Genomic DNA, 1,671 nt, shown 5'->3' with positions numbered 1-1,671 from the left:
TGCAGCGGGTTGAGCGAGGTCATCGGCTCCTGGAAGATCATGGTGATCTTGTTGCCGCGCACCCCGCGCAACGCCCTCTCGTTCATGCCCAGCAGATCGGCGCCTTGGAACAGGATCTTTCCCGACGGATGGCTGGCCATCGGATAGGGCAGGAGCTTCAGCACGGAAAGCGCCGAGACCGATTTGCCGGAGCCGCTCTCGCCCACCAGCGCCATCGTCTCGCCCTTGGCGATGTCGAAGGAGACATGATCGACGGCCATCGACTGCTTGCCGCCTTGCGCGAAGGCGACGCTCAGGTCACGGACGGAAAGCAGGGCTTCGCTCATCTGAATGTCTTGCGCGGATCGAAGGCATCGCGAACGGCCTCGCCGACGAAGACCAGCAGCGACAGCATCAGCGATATGACGACAAAGCCGGAAATGCCGAGCCACGGCGCGTTGAGGTTGCGTTGCGCCTGTTTCAGCAACTCGCCGAGCGAGGCGGAGCCGGGCGGCAGGCCAAAGCCGAGATAGTCGAGTGACGTCAGGGTCGAGATCGAGCCTGAGAGCAGGAACGGCAGGAAGGTCAGTGTCGCCACCATGGCGTTCGGCAGGAGATGCCGGAACATGATGGTGAGGTTGGGCACGCCCAGCGCGCGCGCCGCGTTGACATATTCGAAATTGCGCGCGCGCAGGAACTCCGCGCGCACGACGCCGACCAGCGACACCCAGGAGAACAACAGCATCAGCGCCAGCAGGATGAAGAAGCCGGGCGGCAGGATCGCCGAGACGATGAGCAGCAGATAGAGCACCGGGATCGCCGACCAGATTTCGATGAAGCGCTGGAAGAGCAGGTCGGTCCAGCCGCCGAAATAGCCTTGCGTGGCGCCGGCCGCGACCCCGACCAGCGACGAGCCCAGCGTCAGAATGAGCCCGAACAGCACCGAGATCCTGAAGCCGTAGATGAGCCTTGCGAGCACGTCGCGGGCTTGGTCGTCGGTGCCGAGCCAGTTCCAGTTGCCGACGACACAGTTCTCGTCGGCCGCTCCCTTGGGATACTGGCTGCAGCGCTTGCCCTTGTCGTACAGCCAGGACGGCTTGGCGGGCGCCGGTTCCGGAATGGCGTTGTTGACGGTCTGATAGGAGTAGCGCACCGGCGGCCAGATCATCCAGCCATTGGAGTTGATCTCGTCCTGGATGACCGGGTCGCGATAGTCGGTGACGGCGTAGAAGCCGCCGAATTTCTCTTCCGGATAGGCGACCAGCACCGGGAACAGGATCTCGCCCTTGTAGGAGGCGATGATCGGCTTGTCGTTGGCGATGAATTCGGAAAACAGCGACAGCACGAACAGGACCAGGAAGATCCAGAGCGACCAGTAACCGCGCCGGTTCGCCTTGAAGTTCTGCAGTCGCCGCTTGTTGAGCGGCGAGAGCCATGGCCGCCTGGGGCGCGCCGGCGCTGTGCTGGCCGCGGCTTCCGTCATCAGACGTCCCTCCGCTCGAAGTCGATGCGCGGATCGACCCAGGTGTAGACGAGGTCGGACAGGAGGTTGATGAACAGCCCGAGCAGCGAGAAGATGTAGAGGTTGGCGAACACCACCGGATAGTCGCGGTCGATCACCGACTTGAAGCCGAGCAGGCCGAGGCCGTCGAGCGAGAAGATGTTCTCGATCAGCAGCGAGCCGGTGAAGAA

Annotated in this window: 3 protein-coding genes; all 3 read right to left on the bottom strand. The window is 63.3% G+C overall.

Annotation, left to right across the window (positions count from 1 at the left end; genetic code table 11):
* Positions 1–326: ATP-binding cassette domain-containing protein (locus Q0L57_RS14585; RefSeq protein WP_296743721.1), on the bottom strand; the 326-nt coding region annotated here is incomplete at its 3' end.
* On the bottom strand, positions 323–1,462 hold the full coding sequence (locus tag Q0L57_RS14580) for an ABC transporter permease (protein ID WP_296743719.1): 1,140 nt from the start codon (positions 1,460–1,462) through the stop codon (positions 323–325). The genes Q0L57_RS14585 and Q0L57_RS14580, both read right to left, overlap by 4 nt.
* Positions 1,462–1,671, bottom strand: a 210-nt coding sequence (locus tag Q0L57_RS14575; RefSeq protein ID WP_296743718.1) for an ABC transporter permease subunit, incomplete at its 5' end; no start/stop codon positions are given. The genes Q0L57_RS14580 and Q0L57_RS14575, both read right to left, overlap by 1 nt.

It is taken from the genome of Mesorhizobium sp. (genome assembly GCF_024509055.1).
Classification (GTDB): Bacteria; Pseudomonadota; Alphaproteobacteria; order Rhizobiales; family Rhizobiaceae; genus Mesorhizobium.
This window is presented reverse-complemented; position numbering and strand designations above follow the sequence as displayed.